The organism is Clostridium sp. FP1 (assembly GCF_011065975.2).
GTDB lineage: Bacteria > Bacillota > Clostridia > Clostridiales > Clostridiaceae > Clostridium_AD > Clostridium_AD tagluense.
The window spans coordinates 1,861,343-1,885,833 of the sequence record NZ_JAAMNJ020000001.1 but is presented as its reverse complement, the minus strand read 5'-3'; the positions used below and the strand labels follow the sequence as shown (position 1 = coordinate 1,885,833).

22 protein-coding genes and 1 riboswitch are annotated in these 24,491 nt (G+C 31.0%); of the genes, 1 reads left to right on the top strand and 21 read right to left on the bottom strand.

The features are described from left to right. Nucleotides 1–39: 39 nt before the first annotated feature. The 21 genes from G9F70_RS09095 to G9F70_RS08995 form a co-directional block, all read right to left on the bottom strand. Nucleotides 40–1,062 (bottom strand): aldose 1-epimerase, encoded by a 1,023-nt coding sequence (locus G9F70_RS09095; protein ID WP_164946308.1) that lies wholly within the window; start codon nucleotides 1,060–1,062, stop codon nucleotides 40–42. A gap of 231 nt (nucleotides 1,063–1,293) precedes the next feature. Continuing rightward, nucleotides 1,294–1,860: an HD domain-containing protein gene (locus G9F70_RS09090; RefSeq protein ID WP_164946309.1), complete on the bottom strand. Its 567-nt coding sequence runs from the start codon at nucleotides 1,858–1,860 to the stop codon at nucleotides 1,294–1,296. Nucleotides 1,861–2,203: 343 nt separating this feature from the next. Next, nucleotides 2,204–2,908 carry an MIP/aquaporin family protein gene (locus tag G9F70_RS09085; protein ID WP_164946310.1) on the bottom strand — a complete coding sequence of 235 codons (705 nt, stop codon included), beginning with the start codon at nucleotides 2,906–2,908 and terminating at the stop codon, nucleotides 2,204–2,206. 42 nt (nucleotides 2,909–2,950) lie between these two features. Then, nucleotides 2,951–4,441: a glycerol kinase GlpK gene (gene glpK, locus G9F70_RS09080; RefSeq protein WP_164946311.1), complete on the bottom strand. Its 1,491-nt coding sequence runs from the start codon at nucleotides 4,439–4,441 to the stop codon at nucleotides 2,951–2,953. A gap of 346 nt (nucleotides 4,442–4,787) precedes the next feature. Then, nucleotides 4,788–5,351, bottom strand: a complete 564-nt coding sequence (locus G9F70_RS09075; RefSeq protein WP_164946312.1) for a rhomboid family intramembrane serine protease — start codon at nucleotides 5,349–5,351, stop codon at nucleotides 4,788–4,790. 225 nt (nucleotides 5,352–5,576) lie between these two features. Then, entirely contained in the window at nucleotides 5,577–5,744 is a 168-nt protein-coding gene (locus tag G9F70_RS09070) for a hypothetical protein (RefSeq protein WP_164946313.1), read from the bottom strand. A gap of 112 nt (nucleotides 5,745–5,856) precedes the next feature. Continuing rightward, the gene (locus tag G9F70_RS09065) at nucleotides 5,857–6,441 is read right to left on the bottom strand and encodes a CDP-alcohol phosphatidyltransferase family protein (RefSeq protein WP_164946314.1); all 585 of its coding nucleotides are present in this window, start codon (nucleotides 6,439–6,441) and stop codon (nucleotides 5,857–5,859) included. Nucleotides 6,442–6,507: 66 nt separating this feature from the next. Further along, nucleotides 6,508–7,644 (bottom strand): (Fe-S)-binding protein, encoded by a 1,137-nt coding sequence (locus G9F70_RS09060; RefSeq protein WP_164946315.1) that lies wholly within the window; start codon nucleotides 7,642–7,644, stop codon nucleotides 6,508–6,510. 179 nt (nucleotides 7,645–7,823) lie between these two features. After that, nucleotides 7,824–8,492, bottom strand: a complete 669-nt coding sequence (locus G9F70_RS09055) for a TVP38/TMEM64 family protein (protein ID WP_411955994.1) — start codon at nucleotides 8,490–8,492, stop codon at nucleotides 7,824–7,826. A 30-nt stretch (nucleotides 8,493–8,522) separates the two neighbouring features. Beyond that, a complete protein-coding gene (locus G9F70_RS09050) occupies nucleotides 8,523–9,491 on the bottom strand; it encodes a sulfurtransferase (RefSeq protein WP_224617481.1) in 969 nt (322 codons plus the stop codon). Nucleotides 9,492–9,753: 262 nt separating this feature from the next. Next, nucleotides 9,754–10,500: an ABC transporter permease gene (locus tag G9F70_RS09045; protein WP_164946316.1), complete on the bottom strand. Its 747-nt coding sequence runs from the start codon at nucleotides 10,498–10,500 to the stop codon at nucleotides 9,754–9,756. Next, nucleotides 10,493–11,230 (bottom strand): ABC transporter ATP-binding protein, encoded by a 738-nt coding sequence (locus G9F70_RS09040; RefSeq protein ID WP_164946317.1) that lies wholly within the window; start codon nucleotides 11,228–11,230, stop codon nucleotides 10,493–10,495. The genes G9F70_RS09045 and G9F70_RS09040 overlap by 8 nt, the downstream gene beginning before the upstream one ends. Before the next feature lie 145 nt (nucleotides 11,231–11,375). Next, nucleotides 11,376–12,251 carry a hypothetical protein gene (locus G9F70_RS09035; protein WP_164946318.1) on the bottom strand — a complete coding sequence of 292 codons (876 nt, stop codon included), beginning with the start codon at nucleotides 12,249–12,251 and terminating at the stop codon, nucleotides 11,376–11,378. Between the two features lie 116 nt (nucleotides 12,252–12,367). Next, on the bottom strand, nucleotides 12,368–13,870 hold the full coding sequence (locus G9F70_RS09030; RefSeq protein ID WP_224617480.1) for a sensor histidine kinase: 1,503 nt from the start codon (nucleotides 13,868–13,870) through the stop codon (nucleotides 12,368–12,370). Then, on the bottom strand, nucleotides 13,860–14,555 hold the full coding sequence (locus G9F70_RS09025) for a response regulator transcription factor (RefSeq protein WP_164946319.1): 696 nt from the start codon (nucleotides 14,553–14,555) through the stop codon (nucleotides 13,860–13,862). Before G9F70_RS09025 ends, G9F70_RS09030 begins: the two co-directional genes overlap by 11 nt. A gap of 329 nt (nucleotides 14,556–14,884) precedes the next feature. After that, nucleotides 14,885–15,877 carry an adenosine deaminase gene (gene add, locus G9F70_RS09020; RefSeq protein WP_164946320.1) on the bottom strand — a complete coding sequence of 331 codons (993 nt, stop codon included), beginning with the start codon at nucleotides 15,875–15,877 and terminating at the stop codon, nucleotides 14,885–14,887. Between the two features lie 77 nt (nucleotides 15,878–15,954). Continuing rightward, nucleotides 15,955–16,054, bottom strand: a riboswitch (purine riboswitch). A gap of 181 nt (nucleotides 16,055–16,235) precedes the next feature. Then, nucleotides 16,236–17,261: a CPBP family intramembrane glutamic endopeptidase gene (locus G9F70_RS09015; protein ID WP_164946321.1), complete on the bottom strand. Its 1,026-nt coding sequence runs from the start codon at nucleotides 17,259–17,261 to the stop codon at nucleotides 16,236–16,238. A gap of 61 nt (nucleotides 17,262–17,322) precedes the next feature. Continuing rightward, nucleotides 17,323–18,489 carry an ABC transporter permease gene (locus G9F70_RS09010; RefSeq protein WP_164946322.1) on the bottom strand — a complete coding sequence of 389 codons (1,167 nt, stop codon included), beginning with the start codon at nucleotides 18,487–18,489 and terminating at the stop codon, nucleotides 17,323–17,325. An 8-nt stretch (nucleotides 18,490–18,497) separates the two neighbouring features. After that, nucleotides 18,498–19,640 (bottom strand): ABC transporter permease, encoded by a 1,143-nt coding sequence (locus tag G9F70_RS09005; RefSeq protein ID WP_164946323.1) that lies wholly within the window; start codon nucleotides 19,638–19,640, stop codon nucleotides 18,498–18,500. 113 nt (nucleotides 19,641–19,753) lie between these two features. Continuing rightward, nucleotides 19,754–20,500 (bottom strand): ATP-binding cassette domain-containing protein, encoded by a 747-nt coding sequence (locus G9F70_RS09000; protein ID WP_164946324.1) that lies wholly within the window; start codon nucleotides 20,498–20,500, stop codon nucleotides 19,754–19,756. A gap of 138 nt (nucleotides 20,501–20,638) precedes the next feature. After that, a complete protein-coding gene (locus tag G9F70_RS08995; protein WP_224617479.1) occupies nucleotides 20,639–22,405 on the bottom strand; it encodes a peptidoglycan D,D-transpeptidase FtsI family protein in 1,767 nt (588 codons plus the stop codon). A gap of 313 nt (nucleotides 22,406–22,718) precedes the next feature. Between G9F70_RS08995 and G9F70_RS08990 the strand changes: the two genes are divergently transcribed. After that, the gene (locus G9F70_RS08990) at nucleotides 22,719–24,434 is read left to right on the top strand and encodes a methyl-accepting chemotaxis protein (RefSeq protein WP_164946325.1); all 1,716 of its coding nucleotides are present in this window, start codon (nucleotides 22,719–22,721) and stop codon (nucleotides 24,432–24,434) included. Nucleotides 24,435–24,491: the final 57 nt, after the last annotated feature.

The window sequence follows — 24,491 nt, the reverse complement described above, 5'->3', positions numbered from 1 at the left end:
AAAATGCACAGATAATAACTGTGCATTTTAAAATTTAATTTATAAGTCTTCTATATATATCCTGCATTCCTCTCTCCAGGTCTCATTAGGGCGTAAGGTTTTAAATCCAGTTACGCTATCTTCTAAATTAATGTTTGGAGCATTTATTGCACAAGTTTGAGGCTCTACACAAACATAATTACTGCCCCCCAAATCATTCCAGATAACCATATGCTTGTAATCATTACCCATTTCATAAATTAGTCTTATTCCTTTAGAAGTATCCTCAATTATCGCTCCATGAAATTCTTTCCCATTTATATTTACATTTTTCATTATATAATGAGATTCTAGTTCCTTCTCTAGTGGATTTATACCCTTATTTACATATTGCTTCTCGTCTTCAGTTAGCTCTAAAATTTTTCCTGTAGGTAAGTTTCGCGTGTCTTGTTCCCATCTCTTATCTATTGATGCTATTAGTCTATAATCTTTCTCCACACTTTCTGGGTGAAAAGGTATGTTAAAAGCTGTGTGAAATCCTATTCCCATTGGCATTTTCTCATTGCTTAAATTAATAATACCTATCGTTTGCTTTAACCCACTACTTGAAAGATTATAAACTAATTTAAACTGAAATTCATGAGGGAAGTACTTATAAAATTCATGTTCTTTGCTAAAATCAAAAACAGCCTCTATTTCAACTTTTTCTCCCTGAATGATTTCACTTCTAGATATTTTCCATTTTTCATTTTTAATAAAACCATGAATATAATTATTAAGTTTAGTTTCATTTATTGGAAATTTATATACTTTGTCTTCCATTTTAAAGATCCCATCTTCTATTCTATTTGGTGGAAATAATACTGGCAACCCATAAACTTGAGGCGCTGCCTTAAAGACTTCAAAATCCAAATTGTTCACAGGAGTTCTAAGCAAGCTTAAGCCTCTTATAGACTCCTTTAATTCTATGATATTAGCTCCAACATCTGTTATCATTAATGCTTCATAGCCACCTGCTGAAAAGCGTATAGATTTATACCCTTTCCATAGTTCTTCTTTTATTCTTGCAAGTTCATTTTCCATATTTACCATCTCCAATTTTATTTAACTCTATATTTGTGCCTTTTTTCTTTTCTTCATACATGATATTGTCCGCTTTTGCAATCAAGTCATCCGATGTTGTATTTTCCTTTGAGAAAAAATTTACCGCTATATATAATTTTGAATTATTTTTAGTACAAATAAAAAAAACCAGTTGTGGTACTTTTCACACCCTAACCGGATTTTTTATCCTATTCAATTGCCTTTATGACTTTACAAACCAAGCTTATCAGAAATTTTAAGCATGGCATTTAAAGAAAGTTCTGCAAATTCTTCGAAGGGAATCCCTAAATTCACAATGGAATACATGGCTTCTCTATTGGCACTAGCAGCAAATCTTGTGTCTTTCATTCTTTTTACTATAGATTTTACTTTTACATTTGAGAGTTTTTTATCTGGATAGGCAAGCGCAATAGCCGTAATAAATCCAGTTATAGGGTCGCCGGCATAAGCTGCTGCATCCATTTTACTTACTATCTTTGTTCCATTTAACTGGTTATGTGCACATATTGCATGGTATATACGTTCATTACCAAAGCCTTCTGTTTTTAATATCTCTACTGCAGTGGGGCCATGTAGTTCTGGATTTTTAAGCCAATCTATGGTTGTTTCATCTAAGTCATGCAACAGACCTGTTATTCCCCACTCGTTTTTGTTTTCAGGTTCTAATTTTTCAGCTAAAGCACCCATTACAGCTTCAACAGCATAACAATGAATGATTAATTTATCATTCTTCAAATGTTTAAGTAAAAGCTCTTCTGCCTTATCTCTGTCGCTCATGTTTATCATCCTTTCTTCTATGATTTTTTAATACATTATATCACTAAATTTGCCTTTTTTCATTGTTTATTCTATATTCTGCTTATTTTTTCCTAGGAGAAATTTTGAATTCCCTCCAAACTTAGTGATCTAAAGTTTTTCTAAATTTAATTCTCTTGCTATGGAGCATCTTGTAACACCCACTCCAATAATTATTACATCAAACATTGATAAGCCCTCCTTTTTTAAAAAGAGAGAGCCTTAATTCAAGGTCATTTACACCCTAAATTAAGACTTTCCTAACTCTACCTCTTATTCTCTATCTAATTCTCCATTGCTTATTTTATTCCTACAATTGTATTATTTAAAATACAGCTACAAATGTCAATGCTGCTACTATTCCTCCACAAATTGGAGCTACTACTGGTATCCAAGCATATTTCCAATCTGAATCTCCCTTACCTGCTATAGGTAAAATAGCATGAGCTATACGTGGTCCTAAATCTCTTGCAGGATTAATTGCATAACCAGTGGTTCCACCTAGTGAAAGACCTATAACTAAAATAATAAGAGCTACTACAAGTGGTCCAAAACCATCTGCCATTTTCGTATTACCTACTCCTAAAATACCAAATACTAATACAAATGTCCCAATAAATTCTGATATAAAATTTGCTGGTGTGTTACGAATTGCTGGTGCTGTACAAAACACTCCAAGTTTTAGACCCTTGTCTTTCGTTTCTGCCCAGTGTGGTAAATAATGCAACCAAACTAGCGTTGCTCCAAGTATCGCTCCAATCATCTGTGCAATGATATACATTGGAACATCTGCCCATGCAAATTTTCCGATTGCAGCAAATCCTAAAGTAACAGCCGGATTGAAATGTCCTCCACTTATTGGTCCAAAAATATAAGCAGATATACCAACAGCTAAAGCCCATCCCCATGTAATAACGATGTGTCCTGAATTTTGAGCTTTACTTTTGCTTAATAAAACACCTGCTACGACTCCATCTCCTAAAAGAATCAAAAGTGCAGTACCTAAAAGTTCCGCCATAAAATGTGACATTATACATACCCCCTCGTATTTTTTATTATTTACTAGCTCTTACTATTCTAGATTTCCAGCTGATCTCTTAACAGCTGTATGCCAGCCCTTTAATAAATCCTCCCTCTTTTCTACTGTCATATCTGGTGTAAATGTTCTTGATATGGCCCAGTTTTCTGCTACTTCACCTTTGCTTTTCCAATATCCTACTGCAAGTCCTGCAAGATAAGCTGCACCTAGCGCAGTAGTTTCAATAACTTCTGGTCTATCTACTTGAACTCCTAAAATATCAGATTGGAACTGCATTAAGAAATTGTTTGCGCAAGCTCCTCCGTCTACTTTTAAGGCTTTAAGTGTAATTCCAGAATCTTCTTGCATTGCTTTTAAAACATCATTTGTTTGGTATGCAAGGGCTTCGAGAGTAGCTCTTATTAAATGTTCCTTCTTTGCTCCTCTTGTAAGACCTACTATTGTTCCTCTTGCATAAGGATCCCAATATGGTGCTCCAAGTCCAACAAAAGCAGGAACTACATATACTCCATTTGTATCTTCTACTGCTTTAGCATATTCTTCAGAATCAGCAGCATTATTAATCATTCTAAGCTCATCTCTTAACCATTGTATTGCGGCTCCTGCTATAAATACACTGCCTTCAAGTGCATACTCTACTTTGTCGTCTATTCCCCAAGCAATAGTAGTAAGTAATCCTTTTGTGGATTCAATTGCTTTTTCTCCTGTATTCATAAGCATAAAGCATCCTGTACCATAAGTGTTTTTAGCTGTTCCTGGTTCATAACAAGTTTGTCCAAACAATGCTGCTTGTTGATCTCCTGCAGCGCCTGCAATAGGTATTTCTCCTCCAAACAAGGTCACATCTGTATGTCCATAAACACAACTTGAAGGTTTAACTTCTGGAAGCATTGATTTTGGTATGTTTAATGTTTCTAAAATTTCTTCATCCCATTTTAATTCATGAATGTTAAAAAGTAATGTTCTTGAAGCATTAGAATAGTCTGTTACATAGGTTTTTCCTTTTGTTAAATTCCAGATTAACCATGTATCTATGTTACCAAATAATAAATTACCGGCCTGCGCCTCTGCTCTAGCTCCCTCTACATTGTCTAATATCCATTTTATTTTTGTCCCAGAAAAGTAAGCATCTAAAATCAATCCTGTTTTAACTCTAACAACTTTATCAAAGCCTTTTTCTCTTAATTCATCACAAGTACCAGCGGTTCTTCTGCATTGCCATACAATTGCGTTATATACTGGAACCCCCGTTCGCCTGTCCCAAACCACAGTTGTTTCTCTTTGATTTGTAATACCTATTGCTGCTATGTCAGACGCCGTAGCGTTAATCTTGGCCATGGCTTCTGTTGCAACACTAATTTGACTTGACCAAATTTCCATTGGATCGTGTTCTACCCAACCTGCTTTTGGGTAGAACTGAGTAAATTCCTTTTGAGCGGATGTTACGATAAGTCCTTTTTTATCAAATAATATACATCTTGAACTGGTTGTCCCCTGATCTAGAGCCATTACATACTTAGCCATTAACAACACCCCTTTTTTAAATTAGTCCTATTGAAACGTTTACATTGTATATATATAAAGCCGCATCGAAATAAAGCATAACACTTTATAATAATGCGGCTCATTTTCTCTGCCATTTATTATTTATCATTGTATTTAGTTGTATTATTATTGGGATCTTGTCATATTATTCTAGCTTCACCATGCACTTTTCTCCACCTGTTCTTACATTTCACTTTACAATATTTATATGTATGAAGTAATTCCATTATTCTTATTTACTAAAATTTATTTCAGGCATAATTTCCCTAAAAAAAATAGCAAACCCTTATTACAAGTTTTTGCTATCATCTTTATATATATTTTCTTAATATTTAATCTTAAAGGCAAATAACGCCCCAAAGCTTCCACCAATAATATGTGCAAGTTGAGAGATATTATCTTGCTTAAAAGCACCTCCAAAGATTTCCCTACCAACGAATACAAAAAACACAATTATTAAAGTCAGTGGAATTTTCCCTTTTTCAGCATTTGTAAAGGAGCTTAGAATAATAAACATATAAACAATACCGCTGGCACCCAAAAGAGCATTACCAGAGAAAAGTATGTGTATTATGCCAGTAACAAAAGCTGTTACTAATATTAACCTCACTAAAACTTTTGAACCATATTTTTCTTCTAACATAGGTCCTGTTATTAAAATTATTATGAAATTTCCTGAAAAATGAGCCCAATTAGCATGACCTAATATATAAGAAAAAAGTCTTACATATTGAAGTGGATCCAAAAAAGAGGTTCTATAATTTGAAAAAAGAAAGGAAGTCAAAGTACCATTTGTCAAATAACCTAGTAAATAGCTAGCAAGAGCTAAAAAAGTAAAAGTTAATATCACTGGTGAATTGTATTGTATTTTCTTTAATTTTGTAATCATTATATTTCCCCCATTTGAATTCATAATAAAAGAGTAATTTAAATTACTCTTTTATTATGAATATACTATTTAAATAAGTCAATAAGTAAGCTAAGTCATTCGGCCTTAATATTTCCAATTTTGCATGTATTCTTAAGACAATTAATACCCTAGAAGCTTAAAATCTCCTAGGGTATTTTATAAAACAAATTTATTTTGTTATATCTATAAAGTATAAATTAATCACTAATCATTTATATAATCTGAAATATTTAAATTATATTCCTTTGCCAATTTAAGAAGTTCCTTTTCACTTGTACTTTCTACAGTCACAACTGGTGACTTGATTCCTAATGTACCTACTTTATCCAATAAATCTTTTTTTAATTTTTTATAATCTATTTTATTCACCATCCTTCCAATTTACTCTTTTTATAATTTTATTTCTTTTATTATTAATATTCAATTACCTTAAATAATATATTCTATAATAAATGCTCAAACCCTTTATTCTTCGACAAATATTTTACTTTAAAATTCTTCTAGCCTCTATCAACCTCTGAAGTGCAGTTATTACAATTACTATTGAGAATATACCCGTTACTAATTGAAGATGCGTAGGTATCAAAATCATTAGGGTAAAAAATATGAACCCTTCTGTTCGCTCTGCCACTCCCGCTTGGTAATAGAAAGATTTACTTCCCTTATTTTGAGAAAGTGCACCTACTGTTAAAAAAACAGTCATAGATAATACTATTGCAGCTGTTAAAAATAATAACTGCATCCTAGACTGCGGCTCTTTCAAGGCCATTGCTAAAATAATCCCCAGTTCAACTAACCGATCAAAAGTTATATCCATAAGTGTTCCCCAAGGGGTTGAAGTGTTACTAACTCTTGCCATTTCACCATCTACAGCATCAAGAAAACCTGATACCCATAAAAGTGTAACTGCAATTAAAGGCTTATCCACATAAATAAATGCAAAAGGTAATAAGCCAATTATAAAGGCTATAATTGTTATGTTGTTAGCTGTCATATTTAAGTTTAAAAAAATATTAGCTACACCCTTAAAAAGTGGACTTATATATTTTCTACCGTGAGTGTCTAACATTTTTATCAATCCTTTCTACTCTATAAATACTATTAGAGGTTGTTAACCTCTTATCTATTTTATACTTTAAAGTTTTTGAATTCTTCTTTTACCTTTATACCTATTCATCCACTTTTCAGCAGTATTACTTTTTTTCTGCTGAAAAATAAGATTTGAAAACATCTCTTCATTAAACATCAAATCCAATAAATGCACAGCATTTTTTTCTCCTATTGACAAAGATTCCGCGCAAGTTTGGCAGTAAGTTAATATATGGTCTGAGGGAGCATCTGCTGCTCTTTTACCCATATGCTCTGTTGCAAGCTTGTTATTAGTTACCCCTACCATAGCACCGGCTCCACAACATACTGTTTGCCCTTTGGAAAATTTAAATTCTTCCATTTTAATCCCCATTTTTTTTATAATTTCTCGAACTGCGCCCTGCGTATTGCCTTCATATCTTGTTGGGCACGGATCATGAAGACTAAATTTAATATCTACATTGTCATATTTATTTAGCAAACCGTCAGGGATAATACTTTCATTGATTTTCTCCCAAACCGTAGTAATTTTCAAATTAGGGCTATTCTTTTTTATACTTATAAAACAATTGGGACAAGTTGTAATTATTTCAGTTACCTTTAATTTTTGAATCTCATGGTCAAGTTGAGAATAATATTGTTTAAACCCCTTCTCATCTCCCATAGTATGAGTTGGATTTCCGCAACATTTCAAAATAATTTTTATTCCTGGTATAATATTTTGAAGATACTTATAAGTTTTCATAACCATTTCAGGACTATAAGACATAAGACTACATCCTGGAATAAATACAGTTTGACTAACATTTTCTACTCCTTTTGAACTGGCTGAAAAAAATCTTGAAAAACTATTTTTCTGATGAAATTTTACTACCTTATACCCTAATGGCATTATAGCTTTTTTATGATTTTTAAAAGCATATCTTCGTAATTCTAAATAAAGCTCCTTTTGATTGATATCCCTGGGACATACCTCACTGCATAAATTGCATAGGTTGCAAGAATAAGGTATTTTTATATCTATTTCACGGTCTCTTATTATTTCACTGAAAAGTTCTTTAGGAGACGAGCAATATTCATCTAACATTATACAGTTTTTCATACACTTCTTGCAAGCAATACATTCCTTTGACATGGTATCTACTCGCTTTAAGATATCCTCACTTAAACTAATTTTCCTCATAGATAATCATCCTTTGCCTTGTTTTTTTAGATATAGTTCAATATACGCCTTTTAAAAATTTATTTATCTAAATTAGAAATTATAAACCATAATCATGAAAGTGAAAGCATGTAGGATGTTCTACTATCAGAGCATCCTACATGCCGAACCTTTCTGTTTGAAACATACAATTTACCTTGTTATTTGTTTTTTTCCTTATATATCTTTTTAATTAGCAACATTAATATGCTTACAGCAAATAAAGTTAAAAGTCCAAAAACCATCATTTTTGTTCCACCAGCTAGCATTCCACCAACATAAGAGTAAATAATTGTTGCAGGAAGTTGTCCAATACCAGTAGCTACAAAGAAAGACCAAAAACTCATGGATGTAAGTCCTGCTGCATAACTTACAATATCAAAGGATATGAAAGGAAGTAATCTAGCAATTAATATTGCATATTTACCATGTCTTTCAAAAAAGTCATCGATACTTTTCAGAGCAAATTTGCTTGTTAATTTTTCTACGATGTCTCTACCGAGTAGCCTTGCAATGAAAAAGCATAATATTGCACCCACCATTGCACTACTCCAAGATAGTAGTGCTCCATTCACCCAACCAAATAACCCTGCGTTAGCAAAGGTTATTATAAAAGCGGGTAATGGTGCAATAACGGATTGAAGTATCATTAGAATAAAGGATATAACTGGAGCCCATACGCCAAAGGATAAAATATATCCTTTAATAGCGTCAACATTTATCATACTTAGCATAAAAATCATTTCTTTTACAGGCTTCGTAAAAAGTAAAATTGTAATTGCTATAATTATAGCAATTTTTATGTAAGTTGATTTTTTAAATTGTTTCACTAGTTTTTTACCCCCTTTTAATGTTATATATTATTTTTCTACCTTTAAACTTGCATCCTTAGCCCAAGTATAGAAAGATTCATCATAATTTTTAACATTATTATATCCCATCATTCTGAGTGCTAAAGCTAAATGTGCTGATCTTATTCCTGCTGTACAATATGTTACTATTTCGTCTTCTTTATTTAAGCCAGCAGCTTTAAATATTGCCTCTATTTCATCTGCATTTTTAAATGTTTTATCTTCCTTAAAAAGTGAATTAAAAGTTAGATTTATAGCTCCTGGAATATGCCCACCTCTTGCTTCACCAAATTTAACTGCGCCATTATACTCATCTTTTTCTCTACTATCCAAAATTTTAACCTTGCCAAGTTTATGGACTAATTCTTCAGTGTTAATAGTACCCGCCTTATTTGAATTTTCAACTTTAAAACTGCTAGCCACTGGAGATATTACCTCTTTTGAAACCTCGTATTTGCTACTTTCCCAGAAATTAAATCCACCATTCAGCATTTTTGCATTTTGAATACCAGCCATTTTAAGCATCCATACAAATCTTCCGTCTTCACCCCAACCACTTTTATTATCAGCATAAATAACTATGGTTTTGGTTTTGTCTACTCCTATAGCTGATAGTTTTTGTGAAAGTTTATCATCAGAAAGAACCACTCCCCATCCTTTGTCTCCAGGCTTTCCTTCCATGTTTGAAAATCCTTGCCAAGCAACATTTATTGCACCAGGAATATGTCCTTTTGCATAATCTTTATCTAATCTAGCATCTAAAATCAAAATATCTTTATTTTTCAAATTCTGTGATAACCATTTTGCATCAGTTATGTAGCTGCCATCAACATAAGGCGCTTCTTTTTTTTCAGTTTGAGTAACCGCTGTAGTACTTTTTTTCTCAACTGTTTTACTTGCAGTGCAACCTACCAATAATGAACCTACCAGCATTGTTGATATTAATAATGATAAGAATTTTTTTGATCTTTTGTTCATAATTTATTTCCCCCTCATTGGTTCTCTGAATTTCAAAGCAATTATAGATTGTTTTTCTCCTGCGTACTACAACTTCAAATTTTATACAAGACACCAATCACATGTTTTGTATAAACTTATGACAATTTGCAAAACACTATGTAATTCCATCAATAATTATATAATAAATATTGGTTTTTTAAAAATAGATGACATCTATAGATAGGTTATTATCTATAGATGTCATCTATTTTTAATCCTTGTTATATTTTATCTATAAGAATTATACTTCCTTCTTATCAAAAAAATAATACCCAACTGTAAAAAAAATTACTCCGTAGGATAATACCATAAATAGTGTATTAATTGTTGTTAGAAAACTTAATTGGCCTACAGTCCATCTTGAGTACCAGTTTAAATAAGAAGTAAAAAGCATATTGTTTAATCCACTTAAAAATAGTGAAAGTACCTTAATTCCAATAAAACATAAAATACAAGTAATTATAGCTCCACTGCTACTTTTAAAAAACTGTGCTATAAGTGATGCAAACAAAGCTAAAACCACTGCTGGGATCACATCAATAAAATATGCAAACATAATATTAGGTACATTAAAACTAGATTTACTATTTAAAAGCATACTTGAAAGCATTGATACAACAAATACAACAACTAAGTTTATGATTATATATATAGCTATGGCTGTATTCTTAGAAATGAAAATTTTCAACCTACTAATAGGTCTTATGAGAACTAGTTTTAGTGATTTATCCCCCAATTCTCCTGAAAATAGCTCTGCTACTGCCATAAATATAAATAGTGGTAAAAATATATTAGTAAATATAGTTAGAGTCATCAAAGGAAAGCTTATAGAATCCATTGCTATAAATACTAGTTTTGCTTGAATACTGGAAATAAAAGATGCTGATAAAAAACATATTATAGCTGTAATTATTAATAATACTGTTATCTTTTTCTTTAAAAATAGCTTTTGAACTTCATTTATTATATTAGCTTTAAGGTTATTCATCTCTTTCACCTCTTACACTTTTTACTTCATTCATATAAAAATCCTCCAAAGAGGCATATTTTTCTTTTATACTTTTAATGTCCTCCCCATTATTTATAAGCTGTCCATTATTAATTATTGCTACTCTATTGCACATCAGTTCTATTTCATGCACAAGGTGACTAGATATGAAAAATGTTATTCCGCTCAAAGTCGCGAGTTCTATTATAAGGTTTCTCATTGCAATAGTACCTTCTATATCAAGTCCATTAGTAGGTTCATCTAAAATCACTAATTCTGGTTTTGATATAAGAGCTATTGCTAACGCTAACCTCTGTTTCATTCCCAATGAAAACTTAGAAACTTTTTCCTTTTTAAATTTAGTTAATTGAACTATATCAAGTATTTCATCTATACTATATTTTTCCATGTTTTTATAAAATCTTGAGGCAATTTTTAAATTGTAATAAGCACTCATATATTCATAAAGATCTGCGGTTTCAATAATAGCTCCTACTTTACCTAAAGCCTTTTCAAACTGTGTTTTTAAATCAAAGCCTAAAATTTCAACCCTTCCATTTTTAAAGGTATTTAGTCCAGTAATAGCCTTCATTACTGTTGTTTTACCTGCACCATTTGGTCCAAGAAATCCAAATACATCCCCTTTATAAACTTCAAAACTTATATCCACTACACCTCTACCATTGCTATAAAGTTTAGTCAGACCTTCTACTTCTAATACTTTTTCCATAATAGCTCTGCTCCTTATTCTAAAAAGTTAAAATGAAAACTGTGAAATCCACATGCTTTAACACAATGAGAGCTTTCCCAATTTCATTTTAACTTTATAATTTAAACTTCTTAATTTTTACTGTTTAATAATAAAATGAAGTTCTTTAATTTCTTCCCTTGAACTCGTTAGTTATAGTTTTTACTTGTTTACCAGTTAAGTTTATAGTATCTGGTGTTGTATTATTAATTTTCGATAAATTTAAAGTGGCATTAATAGTGACTTCATGAGTTTTACCTTGAGCATCTAGACCTGTTACAACTATTTTAGCAACTTGATTACTAATTATGTTGTCTTTATTTATATCTCCAGTTACGTTTACGCTTTTAACTGTGATGCCGCTTGCAAGCTGAGGAAGCATGTTTTTCACATAAAGATTTCCAGCTTTCTCATTGTGCATTGGTTCATTATTATTTTTTGCCATGGCCATTGATGTTATAGCATTTACTAATGGAATTATTTCAGCTTCGCTTAATTTAACATCTACTTTTTTACTACCATCTGCATTAGGAGTTACATTTACATTGTTTTTCATGCTACCCACTAAAGTATCCAACACAACTTCCATACTTTTAGCCACTTCAGGATTCATAACCTCAGCTTTTTTGTTGAAGTTTTTGTGATTATTTTCTTTTACATTGTATATTTCGCTGGTGCTAGATTTAGATATACTTTTTCCAGCTTGACTCGCTGTAGTAAAAGTTTCACTTCCCTTACTGGACTTAACTGTAGTATCCTGACTCATAGCCTTAGTAGCAGCATTAACCTTAATATTAGAAGTCACATCAACTAAACTTGCATCATTGTCTTTTACAGATAGGGTTAAATCTGCTGTTTCATTTTTTAGATTTGTAGTGTCTTTTATAGCTAACTTATAGGATTCATACCCAGACAATGATGAAGCGCTAGCATAGGCAGTTCCCATAAGTACACCCCCGCTAACCACTAAACTTGTTGCAATTGCAATAATTTTCTTATTCATATTTACTCCTCCAAATTTTTACAAATTTACAGAAAGCATATTAAGCTTCCTATAAATTTAGTATAGCATTGCTTTCTTAACTTCCTCTGAACTATTTCTTAATACTTCCTGAAGTTTTACTCATTTATAATCTTAAATTTTACATTAAAACTTATATAACCATCTGCATACTTTGCTTCTATAAATCCACCTTGTAGTTCCACCATACTTTTAGCAATAGCAAGTCCTAAACCACTTCCTCCAGTATTAGATGATCTTGACTGCTCTACTCTATAAAATCTATCAAATATTTTACTTAAATTATCATCACTTATTTTTTCACATTTATTTTGAATAGACACTAATGAAAACCCATTATTCACAGTAAGTATAACCCTTATAGCGCTAGGCCTCAGACTATATCTTATGGCATTTATCAATATATTTTCAAATACCCTTGCAATTTTATTTGGATCTACATTAACAATTACCTTTTCTTTTATGAATTCCTTTGATATTGTCACAGTGGTATTTTCAAAAATTGGTACTAACTCTTCAATTAGTTGGTCAAGCAATTCGTTTAATGCGATATTTTGTTTATCAAACTTTACCGCATTATTTGCAAGTTTTGTATATTCAAATAGGTCATTAATTAACAGTTCAAGCTTTTCTGCTTGATTATAAGATACATTTGCATACTGATCCAACTGATTTTCTTCTATATATTTTTTATTTTTTATAAGTTCCAAATATCCTTTAATTGAAGTTAATGGTGTCCTGAGGTCATGGGAAACATTTGTTATTAAATCATTCTTTGTTTTTTCTGCTTTTCTTTCACTTTCTATTTTAGTTTTAAGTTCCTCAGCCATATAATTTATGTTATCTGCAAGCATTCCTAACTCATCATTTCCATATTTTTTTATCCTATAATCTAAATTGCCCTTAGATATTTCCAAAAGCCCTATGGATACAATTTCTATATATTTCATCTTTTTATTTGTTATAAAATAAAAAATTATTAAAAAAGATAAAAATGAAATAATTACTGCTGGTAGCTTAGCATCAATATCATGCTCATAAACAATTTTAGCATTAAGCTCACCAATAATTATTACATACCCCCTTCCATCATTAAATTTCAATGGATAAAAGCTTCTATATTCTTTTTTGTATTCTGTGTCTTTTAATAATAAACTCTTATTTTCCAGGAAACTTTTTATAGTATTATATATATCCACCTGTGTATCACTTGCATTGTCAGATTTATACATTACATTTCCTTCTAAATTACAAATTAGTATTTTATAATTTTCATTATGTTTATACTGATTTAAAATTTGTTGCAATTCAAATTTAGCACTTATGCTAATATTTTTTTCGTTAATATTATTTGCAATGTTCTTAAGCTGATCTGATATCCTTCCTATACTTTGACTATAATCTATTTTTATACGTTTATCTTTTAATTCTAGAAATTTATTAGATGCTCCTCCAATTAAAATAGCTACTAAAAGACACATAGCAAATATTATAATTAACTCAAATCTTATACTTTTTTTCACTTTATCTCTAATTGACATAGATATACTTATAAGTGGATCGAAGATCCATTTAATTATTTCAACAAATTTAGTTTTCAATTTTGTAACCTACTCCCCAAATAGTTTTAATAAACCTTGGTTTTCTTGGATTCTCCTCTATTTTCTCTCTTATCTTTCTTATGTGCACCATTATAGTGTTATCTGATTCCATAAATTCTTCTTTCCACACAGCTTCATATATTCTCTTTACGCTAAAAACTATGCCTCTATTTCTGGCAATAAGAAGCAATATATCAAATTCTCTAGGTGTAAGCCTTACATCTTTATCTCCAATTTTAATCTCGTGGGTATTGGTATTTATGTATAAATCGTCTACCTCGATTATACTCTCATCCTTCTCTTCAATTTGATTTGATCTCTTGTATTTACGTAGCTGAGATTTTACCCTTGCTAAAAGTTCAAGTGGATTAAATGGTTTAGAAACATAATCATCTGCGCCTGTGGTAAGCCCCATAATTTTATCCATATCTTCACTTTTAGCTGAAAGCATAATAATAGGCATATTTTTATCTTCTCTTATTTTTATACAAGCTTCCAACCCATCCATAATAGGCATCATAATATCAAGTATAATTAAATCTACATGCTCATCTTTTAAAACATTTAAGGCTTCCACTCCATTAGCAGCCTTAAGAACGCTATAGCCATCATTTAATAGGTATATACCTATTAAATCTCTAATTTCTTTTTCATCATCAACCGCCAAAATAACTTCTTTACCCATAACAAACTCCCTTCTAAGAAAATAGAATCTACCATTCTATAAATTCCTCCTCCTAACAGTATAGCAAAAATCATAACTAAAATGAACTTTAGTTTTATTTCCATTGTAATAGACACATCTTAATTATTTACAATAAAAAACCTTAATATTTCCTTAAGTTTATTTGGTTGACAGCCACATTAGTTATTCATGAGTAATAAAAAAACACCTTGCTTTCAAATATTTCATATATTTGAAAGCAAGGTGTTTTTATTACTATTTTATTTATTTAATTTTCTAATGACTTTACAAGCTAGTTTAGAGCCTTATTATCATTAGAAAGTTATGATTTAAATATATGTTCTTAACCATTCCTTTGTTTCTAAATCGGTAAAGGCTGCATCAACACTATTAAGATATATTTGTTTATACTCCTCAAAAGTAATGTTAAATTCCCTTAACAATACATCACATTCCACAGTCATATTTGTGTCCGATACAGTTCTATTATCAGTATTAACTGTCACTTTTACCCCATCATTATAAAAATCATAAAAGGGATGATCTTTAAATGAATCAACTGCTTTAGTTTGAATATTACTTGTTGGACACATTTCAAGAGTAATTCCTTTATCTTTTACAATGTTATAGGCTTCAATGCAGTCTTTAATAAATACCCCATGCCCAATTCTTTCTGCCCCTAAAAGTTCCACTGCTTCCATGACATTTTTACCTATTCCTGTTTCTCCTGCATGAATAGTTACTCTATATCCATATTCTCTAGCTAGTTTTATAGGTTCTATGAATTTTTCACAAAAGCCTTCGCCTTCAGATCCACATAAGTCTATTGCAACTACACTTTTTGAAATATACTTTCTGCCAGCTTCCACAACCTCAAAGGCTCTATCAATAGACATAAATCTCATACATGAAAGTATTACATTTCCTTTTATATCATATTTATCTTCTGCATCTTTAACCCCAGATATTACACTCTCTATTACTTCTTCAACGGTTAATCCCTTCGTTATATGAAGTAGTGGTGCAAATCTAACTTCAATATACTTTACATTTTCTTTTGCAGAATCGCAAAGAAGTTCAAATGTGATTCTTCTTAAACTCTCCTTTGATTGCATTACTAAATTAGGAATTTCAAACCTTTTTAAATACTCGTCAAGAGACTTACATTCTGATGGTGCGGTAACTTCTTTTTTAATATTTTCAATATCATAGTAGGGAATACTTATACCCTCTTGCTTTGCTATATCAATTATTGTTTCAGGTCTTACACTACCATCTAAATGGCAATGCAATTCAATTTTTGGTAAATTTTCAAATTTCATATTGTCCTCCTTTTAAACTCTTTTAGCTTTTACTCTATTTTTCAAAAAACAAAAAATCCTGACTACAAAGAAAATACATATACTTGTATCTTCTCCGTAATCAGGAATTATAGGCTCCTGGTAGAAACCCCCAAACCATATTATTGGGGTTATACGAATCTAAATTAACTTTTTATTATTATATTTAATTACATCATTTGTTAATATATTCCTCATAAAATTAAAATCCGTGTTTTTTATATTTTATCATAAATAGAAAAATAGTCAAGCTATGAATTTGTACTATAACCCTGTTCTATTTATTGAGTATGGCGCAAAATAGACTAGCCCCCTGATTAATTACTTGTTCCAATCTACCTTAATATCTTCGAACAAGCAATATAATCATACAAACAAAATATATAGCTAAGGGAATATATTGTTTTTTATCTGTAGTAATAGTTTTTTCTTCTCTTAGAATATATTTTTCTCCTTCATTGTATTCTAAGTTTTGAGAATACTCCTCTTCTTCAATGTATTCTAATCCTTCTTTTTCCTCTTTATATTCTTTCAATTTTCTTAGGTTTATAAATAGTATAGCACCACCAATCAGAAAAAATATTGAAGCTCTAAGTAGTGCTACGGCAAAGCTAACATTCATTGCATCAGCTGTGGTGGCTGCTTTTGCTGGATCAATGACACCATTTTCTATTCCAGTGTCCACAAGCTTCATGTAACTCATTGCCACTTTACTTATAATAAAGGATATTGCATTATTGGCTGCATGAAGTGTCATACTTCCTAATAATGATCCTGTGTACTCCCTAACCTTTAATAGTATAAATCCCAAAAATAAAACGTATATAATTTGCATTACATTGCCATGAAAAGTAGCAAAAATTGCAGTTATTATAAAATACTTCATTTTTTTATTTATTCCTTCATAAGCATCTAAAAAAATCCCTCTAAAAAATACTTCCTCAAAAAACGCTGGCACCAAAACTACAACAAATAAACCTAATAATAGTGAACTACTATTTAGTAAACTAGATATTGCCATACCATCTTTTATTGCAACGGGAAATAATTTCATGCTTAAAGAATTAACCCCTACTGCAAAAATGTAAGTACCAATAGAAACAATCATTGTTAACATAACTTGTTTTATAGAGATTTTCTTTATTACCATTACTTCCGTAAATTTTCTTTTAGTAATTCTGCAATATAATAGTGCAATGCCCCCAAGTGTTATAACACTAATGGCTCCAGAGAGCAAAAGTGAAATATCCCCGCTTATAGGATCATGTAATTTAAATAACTTAATCGCTTTAATAGGTATTTCAATAAATAACAATAATGCTAGTAGTAATAAACTATTAGCTAATAGTATTTTTTTATTTTTCATGAATTTTCTCCTTTAAATATAAATTTGACCATCACAAAAACAATAATAAATCAAAGATATCTTATCTTCTAAGTAATACACTCTCTACAAATACAACTTTAACTGCCATAAATGCAAGTGCTACAATATATATAATAAGCCAAGCACCTACAATAATCAAATGCTTCATGTTTAATATCCCTAAAAGAATTTCATTTAAAATGGCGATGGAGTTTACAATTGGTATGTTTAAAAATACGTAGCTTAAATTCTTAATATCAATAAAAAAGAATAAATAGTTTAGTATTATAACTAGAAACAATACTGCAGTCATATAGGCTTGTGCCTCTTTGAAATTTTTAGCATATAATCCAATCATAAATTGTATAAGAGATATTCCTATATAAGTTAATATAATCATAAGTAACATTATACTTATATTAGCCGCGTTTAAGGTACTAATATTTATCAAATCCGTCTTTACTGCCTTTGAAGTTATTATAAAGGCTCCTAGTGAAATTAAAATTTCTGCTAAAACAATTACAAGTAGTGCAGTATATTTAGCTCCTATAATGATACTTCGCTTTGCCTTTGTTAGCATCAATGCTTCTAATGTACCTCGCTCCTTCTCTGTTACACAAATTTCTATAACCACTTGCATTCCAATGCTTAAGGGGAACAGTAAAATACACATAGGTAATACATAAAAAAAGCCCGCTTGCTCCTCTGTTACCTTAGATACATTTACTTTTTTCGCGGAATAACTATCTAATATTTTTATGTCTATTCCCTTTGAAATTAAAGTACTGGCTACTAATTCACTTTCATAATCTTGTATAATCTTTTCTATCTTAGTATAATTTTCATCCATTATATCTGTAGTTTTTCTATAAGTAATTAGTTCTATTGGCTGGCCTAATTTTAAGGCTTTTGAAAATCCTTTTGGGAATTCTAGAACCAAGTCAAACTCTTCATTTATTGCTTTAGTATCTTCTATTACTATCTTCATATTTTTATCCATTGTCTTTATTTTCTGTACTAAGGGATTGGTGGCTTCATCTTTTTGTACTACTATTTTAAACTTGAATTTTGAACTATCTTTCGATGCCCCCTCTGCCATTTTATTAATAGCACCTTGTATATTAAACATATATACATACATTATAATTGGTATTAGAAAAAATGAGATCAAACTCTTTTTATCTCTAATAAAATTTATTAGTTCTTTTTTTAAAACTGCATAAAACATCTTATCACCTATACCCTAAATATAAATTTTTCACTGTTTATGGCCTTAATACTCAACAATATACTTATAATTATGTATATAACTAACCATCCCATAACTATAAAAACATTTGCAAAATTTATTATTCCTGCTGTAAGTTGTTTTAATATTACTACCACATTAAATATCGGCAAGTGGTAAAATATTGATTTATCTGGGAGAAACATAGACATAAATATTGGTACCATTATTATTATTAAAAGAGGCGAAACTAACATTTGACTTTCCTTATAGCTTTTAGCAAAAAAGCTCAAACTTAATTGTAATGCACTTAAAAATATAACCGTAAGCATTAGTATAATTAAACTTATCATAAATCCAACAATGCTAATATTTATTGAGGGTACTTTAAATTTAAATGCAGACATTGCTACAATTGCGGCTAGTCCCAAAACCAATATAGATATTATTGAAATAATCACGCTTATTATTGAAGTAAAAAGCAATTTGCCCAATAGAATTTTATATCTGGAACTTTTAGTACATAATAGTGGTTCTAAAGTATTCTTTTCCTTTTCACCTGCTGCTATATCTGTGGTTAAATATGAAGTTGAAATCATCGGAAATAAAAGAAATAACATAGGCAATAATAAGCTAATTATTACTGTAAAACTATCCATTGTCTTCCCCTTTTCATCCAGGGTTTTTAAAGATATTGGATTTATGTTCTCATATTTTAATCCACTGTCTTTAAGTACAGATGTTACATAATCCACTTTCAAATTCTTTATGCTATCTGTAATCTTATCAAATAAGAAGCTTTTTTTAGTAGCATCATATTTAATCTGTATTACCTTATTTCTATCCGCAGAAAGCACAATTATAGCGTCGATGGTTCTATCTAATATATCACTATCATTATAAACTCTGTCATCAATTATCTTTATTCCCTTAGTTTTCTTCATAGCTTCCATAACTTCTAGATTTTTTCCTTGAAAGCTAACCTTTATTCCGGAAACATCACTTTTCATAGAAATAAATGCACCTAGTGCTACTATTGCAATAATTATAGGATAAATTAATATTGGCAATAACAGTGTATTTACTAATAATTTTTTATCTCGCCAGTACATTTTAAATTCATGCTTAAATACTTTTAATATTGTATTCACTCTCTACACCACCTGTTATTAAATCATCATCTGCGATGCTGTAACATTAATAATCTCAGAAGGAGATTTAGACTTTCACTGAAGTTTTTTCTTTGTTATAGCATGTGCCTCACTTATAAATCTAGGAGACTTTCCTTCTGACATGTTATTAAATGAATAAAGATATCCTCCAAGTTATCCAATGCATATTTTTCTTTTAGGTAACTGTCAGTTCCTTCCTCAACTAATTGTCCTTTATTTATTATAACTACTCTTTGGCAAAGTCTTTCTATCTCACTTATAGAATGACTAGAAAATAAGATAGTCTTTCCTTCCTTGGACCACTGTGCAATTAAATTGTACAATAATCTCCTTGCAACAACATCTAGTCCTGTAGTAGGTTCATCTAGCAGCATTATTTTAGGATCATGAACTATAGCCCTTGCAATAGCTATTTTCTGTTTCATGCCTCTAGACAACTCCGATGCCTTTTTGTCCAAATAATCTTCAAACTGAAAGTATTCTGCTAAATTCATTATTCGATTATTAAGCTCCTGCGGTTTCATATCGTAGAGTTGTCCAAAATATTCAATATTTTCTCTTGCAGTTAGTCTGTCATAAAGAGCTACATCTCCACCAAAAAGCGTTCCAATTGAGCCTCTAACCTTTTCTCCATCTTTCTGAGCATCATAACCATCAATAACCACTGATCCTTTTGTAGGACTTAAAATCGTAGCGAGTATTCTAAGAGTTGTTGTTTTCCCTGCCCCATTTTCTCCAAGCAGTCCAACAACTTCACCAGCATTTACACTAAAACTCAAATTCTTTACTGCCAGTACCTTTTTACTATACTTCTTGTATAATCCATTTACTTCAATCATTGTTCTTCACCTTTTTCCTTCTTTGTAAACTATATGGATATTATACTATATATATCTAACTGGTGCCACCCACGTGCCAAATGCTAAATTTAAGTATAAGAATTTCATAACGATAGCACTAAAATATATATTTTTTTATTATTTATTATCTGGGGATATATTGAGTATTGTAAATATACCTGAAAATAGCTTGCGTGCTGCAGGTACTGCTGTCTGAGCGGCATAATATTTACTGGAGTTTGGTTCTTCAATAGTAACTATCAATGTTACCTTTGGATTATCAGCAGGAGCCATACCTGCAAAGGATGCTATATACTTATCGGGCTCGTAGCCTCCCGTGGTACTGTTTACCACATTTGCAGTTCCTGTCTTTCCAGCTATGTGATAACCTTTAATATAGGTATCCGTTGCAGTTCCTTCCTTCACAACATTTTCCAAATACGTTCTTAGTTGTGCTGCTTTTTCACTACTTGTTATAGTCTTTTCACCAAGATTATCATACTTTTTATCCAGAACTTTTTTACCATTTACCATGTGGGATATTTCCTTCATAATATGTGGCCTTATCCAAGTACCCCCATTTGCGACTGCATTGAAGGCGGCAATATACTGCACTTGGCTAACTGCAACACCTTGCCCATAGGACATGGTTGCAAGATCAATAGGTTCAATACTTTTAAAATCCTTTATTAATCCAGCACTTTCACCTGGCAAATCTATACCAGTTTTCTCTCCAAAGCCAGCCCCCTTTACAAATTTATAAAAATTTTCCTTTCCAATTTTTTGTCCTAGCTTAATAAATCCAACATTATCAGAATTTTTAATTATATCTGAAAAAGTCTCAACTCCATAAGTCTCTTTATTATCATTATACAATGTTGTATTACCAACCTTAATGCTCCCATTACTTACAAAACGGTCCTCGCCTTTAACCGAATTGTTTTCAAGTGCAGCCGCAGCTGTTATAACTTTGAAAATTGATCCTGGCTCAAACACATTACTGATAGCTCTATTCTTCCAGGTTTCTTGTATTTCGCTATCTGTTTTCCCCTCTGTATAAGGCTTATTTAGATTATAACCTGGTGCACTCGCCATAGCCAAAACTTCCCCATTTTGTGGATTCATAACTGTTATGCTAACAAACTTAGCACTATTTATAGTCAATGTTTCATTAGCCACTTTTTGCGCTAACTCTTGAATTCGTTCATCTATAGTCAACGTTAAATCCTTTCCGTCTATAGGCTTAACCAAGGTTGCTTCTCTGTAGGGCAATTCATTATTATCCCTATCCACTTCAGTCACTTTTACCCCAGGCACACCTGCAAGTTCCTTGTTATAACTCTGTTCTACTCCACCTACCCCATCTCCATCCGAATTGGTATGTCCAATAACATGGGATAAAAAGCTACCATTTGGATACACCCTCTCTACATCTCTTGAAATTATTATCCCCTTATATTTCAAGGCTTTAATGGTATCTACCATTTCCTCTTCAACTTTTCTTTTCAACAATACAAATTGAAGTAGCTTTCCTTTACTATCTTTGCTGTTTAATATTTTTTCAACATCGCTACTTTTAATATTCAGTTTCTGTGACAGTTGGTACGCGGCTTGCTTTTCAGGAATTTTTTTACCCCCTAAATACTTTTTAAGTACATTTAAATCAACATCAATCCTATAAACATCGGCACTTGATGCCAATTTCGAACCGTTTTTGCTCAGAATAACTCCCCTTTTGGGGGCTGTTTTTATAGTTTTTGTCCACTGTTTTAATGCCAGCTGTTTATAACTTACCCCATTAATAATCATTAAATAAACCAATTTACTCACAAGAGCCATAAATACTATAGAAAATATTGCACCTACAACCAAAATTCTTTTTCTTCTCACCTTTTTTCTTTTCAATCCCGTCACCAACCTTTTTTATTTAACTTCCTATATTTTTCCCTGTGTCCTCTCTTATCTATAAGCTACCTATATGTCAGAGTTTATTATAGCATTTATTTGTGAAAATTTTATGTATAAATGTTGCCACCCATGTCTTTAGAATACCTATGATGTAAATTGATTTTTATGGAATAATTTTAAGTATACACTATAACTATTTTAAATTTTAGTGTAAATTGCAATTATTACAAAGCAAATAATAAAAATATTGACGAAATTTTAGTTATATTGTATGATTATGTATAAAATATAATAGGAGGCAACAATAAATATGAATAACTTAAAGGTTAAATCAAAACTTATAATTTTTTCAATGGTATCGTTATTACTTATAATCATGATGAGTGGTGTAGGATATTATTATCTTTCAAGGGCGAATCAAGATATGACAGCGATGTATACAGACAAATTATTAAGCATTGAATGGTTAAATGAGAACAGAAACCAAGCTAGGGCTATAGAAGCAAATTCATACTACATACTAATTCATACAGAAGATAAAGATAAACAAAATGAAAAATTAAAAGATATTCAAAGTAGGCAAAACATATTTTCAGAAAACTGGAAAAATTTCAAACAAGCTAATACTGATAAATATGAAAAAGATAGAATTGATATTATTGATGTCAATAATGATAAATTTATAGAAGGAACATATGAAGCAATCAAACTATCCATGGAAGGGAAACAGCAGGAAGCTATTATTCAATTAAACTCTATTGAAAAAAATAAAGAACAATTTCAAAATAGCTTAAAAGAAATCGCAGTGTATAATACTAAATTAGCAGAAGATTTAAAAATTCAAAATGATAAAGATTTCAAGGTTTCGCAAAAAGTGTTTTTTGTAATATTTTTAATTGCCTTAGCTGTTGGGTTTGCTTTAACCTTTATTATTTCAAGATCCATTTCAAACCCATTAGTTTTAGCTGTAAATCATTTAAAACTTATAGCTAATGGCGATTTTACAATGGACTCCCATGAAAAATTCAAAAAGAGAAAAGATGAAATGGGAGATATTTCAAATGCAATAGGTGTAATGCAAAATTCATTAAAACTTTTAATTGGCAATGTACTAGAAGAATCTAATATTATTAAAACAGTGGTAGCCACTATTTCAGAAAATATGAATAATTTAAACATAAATATAGAAGAAGTATCCGCAACTACAGAGGAATTATCTGCTGGAATGGAAGAAACTGCAGCATCAGCGCAGGAAATGAATGCAACAGCAGATGAGATAGAAAGAGCAGTTCAGTCTATAGCAACCAAAGCTCAAGAAGGCGCTACCGAAGCTCAAGAAATAAACAAAAGAGCACTAAATACTAAAGATAATGTGACAAAATCACAAGAGAGGGCATCAGAAATATTCTCTAAAACCAAAGATAAATTGCAAATTGCAATGGAAAATTCAAAAGTAGTAGGACAAATCAATGTATTATCTGATGCAATTATGCAGATATCATCACAAACCAATCTTTTGGCATTAAATGCTGCCATTGAAGCAGCAAGAGCCGGCGAGGCAGGAAAAGGCTTTGCTGTGGTTGCAGATGAAATAAGGAAACTTGCAGAACAATCTCAGAATACTGTGATTGAAATACAAAGTATAACTGAAAAAGTTACTGATTCAGTAAATGACTTATCATCTAGCTCCAATGAATTGTTAAATTTTGTATCGAAAGATGTACATAATGATTATAATACAATGCTAAATGTGGCAAGTGAATATAGTCAGGATGCAGATTTTGTAAATAATCTTGTGCTAGAATTCAGCTCCACTTCTGAGGAACTTTTAGCTTCACTTCAAGAGGTAATAAAGACAATAGAGCAGGTATCCATGGCCTCTAATGAAGGAGCAGAAGGAACCACAAATATCGCCCAAAAAGCAGGAGATATAACTGATAAATCCAATAAAATCATTAGAGAAGTAACAAAATCCAAGGAAAGTGTAGAACAATTAAATGAGGAAGTCTCTAAGTTTAAAATTTAATGAAAAATCACCTCAACTGTAGGTTGAGGTGATTTTATTTTGTTGTATTATCTTTAA

Excerpts from the sequence above, each read along its gene's own strand:
- add (WP_164946320.1), bottom strand. The coding sequence starts at position 15,877 with ATGAAATTTGAAAATTTACCAAAAATTGAATTGCATTGCCATTTAGAT.
- G9F70_RS09050 (WP_224617481.1), bottom strand. The coding sequence starts at position 9,491 with ATGAACAAAAGATCAAAAAAATTCTTATCATTATTAATATCAACAATG.
- G9F70_RS09010 (WP_164946322.1), bottom strand. The coding sequence starts at position 18,489 with ATGTTTTATGCAGTTTTAAAAAAAGAACTAATAAATTTTATTAGAGAT.
- G9F70_RS09045 (WP_164946316.1), bottom strand. The coding sequence starts at position 10,500 with ATGAATAACCTTAAAGCTAATATAATAAATGAAGTTCAAAAGCTATTT.
- G9F70_RS09035 (WP_164946318.1), bottom strand. The coding sequence starts at position 12,251 with ATGAATAAGAAAATTATTGCAATTGCAACAAGTTTAGTGGTTAGCGGG.
- G9F70_RS09095 (WP_164946308.1), bottom strand. The coding sequence starts at position 1,062 with ATGGAAAATGAACTTGCAAGAATAAAAGAAGAACTATGGAAAGGGTAT.
- G9F70_RS09060 (WP_164946315.1), bottom strand. The coding sequence starts at position 7,644 with ATGAGGAAAATTAGTTTAAGTGAGGATATCTTAAAGCGAGTAGATACC.
- G9F70_RS09090 (WP_164946309.1), bottom strand. The coding sequence starts at position 1,860 with ATGAGCGACAGAGATAAGGCAGAAGAGCTTTTACTTAAACATTTGAAG.
- G9F70_RS09040 (WP_164946317.1), bottom strand. The coding sequence starts at position 11,230 with ATGGAAAAAGTATTAGAAGTAGAAGGTCTGACTAAACTTTATAGCAAT.
- G9F70_RS09000 (WP_164946324.1), bottom strand. The coding sequence starts at position 20,500 with ATGATTGAAGTAAATGGATTATACAAGAAGTATAGTAAAAAGGTACTG.
- G9F70_RS09025 (WP_164946319.1), bottom strand. The coding sequence starts at position 14,555 with ATGGGTAAAGAAGTTATTTTGGCGGTTGATGATGAAAAAGAAATTAGA.
- glpK (WP_164946311.1), bottom strand. The coding sequence starts at position 4,441 with ATGGCTAAGTATGTAATGGCTCTAGATCAGGGGACAACCAGTTCAAGA.
- G9F70_RS09015 (WP_164946321.1), bottom strand. The coding sequence starts at position 17,261 with ATGAAAAATAAAAAAATACTATTAGCTAATAGTTTATTACTACTAGCA.
- G9F70_RS09085 (WP_164946310.1), bottom strand. The coding sequence starts at position 2,908 with ATGTCACATTTTATGGCGGAACTTTTAGGTACTGCACTTTTGATTCTT.
- G9F70_RS08990 (WP_164946325.1), top strand. The coding sequence starts at position 22,719 with ATGAATAACTTAAAGGTTAAATCAAAACTTATAATTTTTTCAATGGTA.
- G9F70_RS09065 (WP_164946314.1), bottom strand. The coding sequence starts at position 6,441 with ATGTTAGACACTCACGGTAGAAAATATATAAGTCCACTTTTTAAGGGT.
- G9F70_RS09075 (WP_164946312.1), bottom strand. The coding sequence starts at position 5,351 with ATGATTACAAAATTAAAGAAAATACAATACAATTCACCAGTGATATTA.
- G9F70_RS09070 (WP_164946313.1), bottom strand. The coding sequence starts at position 5,744 with ATGGTGAATAAAATAGATTATAAAAAATTAAAAAAAGATTTATTGGAT.